This is a genomic window from Acinetobacter sp. GRABPA_MV_2, assembly GCF_056725885.1.
This window is the reverse complement of the sequence record NZ_JBWZNA010000063.1, coordinates 1-876: the sequence shown is the minus strand read 5'-3', so window position 1 is coordinate 876 and position 876 is coordinate 1. Positions and strand designations below refer to the sequence as shown.

The following is an 876-nucleotide window of genomic DNA, read 5'->3' as shown; positions in this document are numbered from 1 at the left end:
GGAGACTACCTGTCAGAATTAACAGGTATGGTTAGTCCCATAAAAAAAACGCCAGCAAGGGGTTGCTGGCGTATAAAATGAATCTGCATTGACATGCAGGTATTGCCTAATTTATCAGGATTGATCCATATGTTGCATATCAAAATAACGATTTACAAAAACGAAATTAAAAAGCATCTCCCTGCCCTTATGAGTCTGCTCGGCACACTTATTTTTATGGCCGCATTCTTCGCGCTATCCGTTCACTTTAACGCTGCAATTGTCAAATGTCACTAAAAACTGACCCACTATTTGCATCTAAAATTGACCCACGTAGTTGTTAAAATATTACAGTCGTGAAACTCAATTAATTGATGGCTAACTCCTCCTGATCTATTTTGGTTTGTCGTGGTTTAGTTCGCTTTGTTGCAATTCCCTTGGTACTCGATTCTTTAAAGCGCCAAGACTCATTGCCTGTTTCGACGATATGACAATGATGCGTTACCCCCGCCAAAATAGATATCCATAGTGCGATATGTAGTTGCAGAGTGCCTAACAATATTACTATCTAGGAATATTTTCATGGCCATGCCTAACGAGGCTGTAGCGAAACTCCCAGCCGAATTTTACCCATTAAAGCGGTCCAAATAACAAACATATTTCATGCTGCTATTCAAATTCCAGCTCACTAAAGCGCAACAACTTCGCTACTTTTCAAATAGCCGCGCATCACCAAAAATAAAATATTTGTACTTCGAGTTTTGCTACAACTTCAACGAGTCTGTAGTAAAAGGAATCCGTAAAGACACTTATCCACAGCACTCTCTGTATTGATTAGTAGTAGGTTAAAAGCCACGCAAACGATTTTACATAATCGCCACTTATGAGTAGTGACGT

Annotated in this window: 1 pseudogene; it reads right to left on the bottom strand. The window is 39.5% G+C overall.

Annotated elements, in window-relative coordinates:
• Positions 1–430: 430 nt before the first annotated feature.
• A pseudogene (locus ACXM0J_RS18815) lies at positions 431–529 on the bottom strand (ATPase); the annotation flags it as partial.
• Between the last annotated feature and the right edge of the window lie 347 nt (positions 530–876).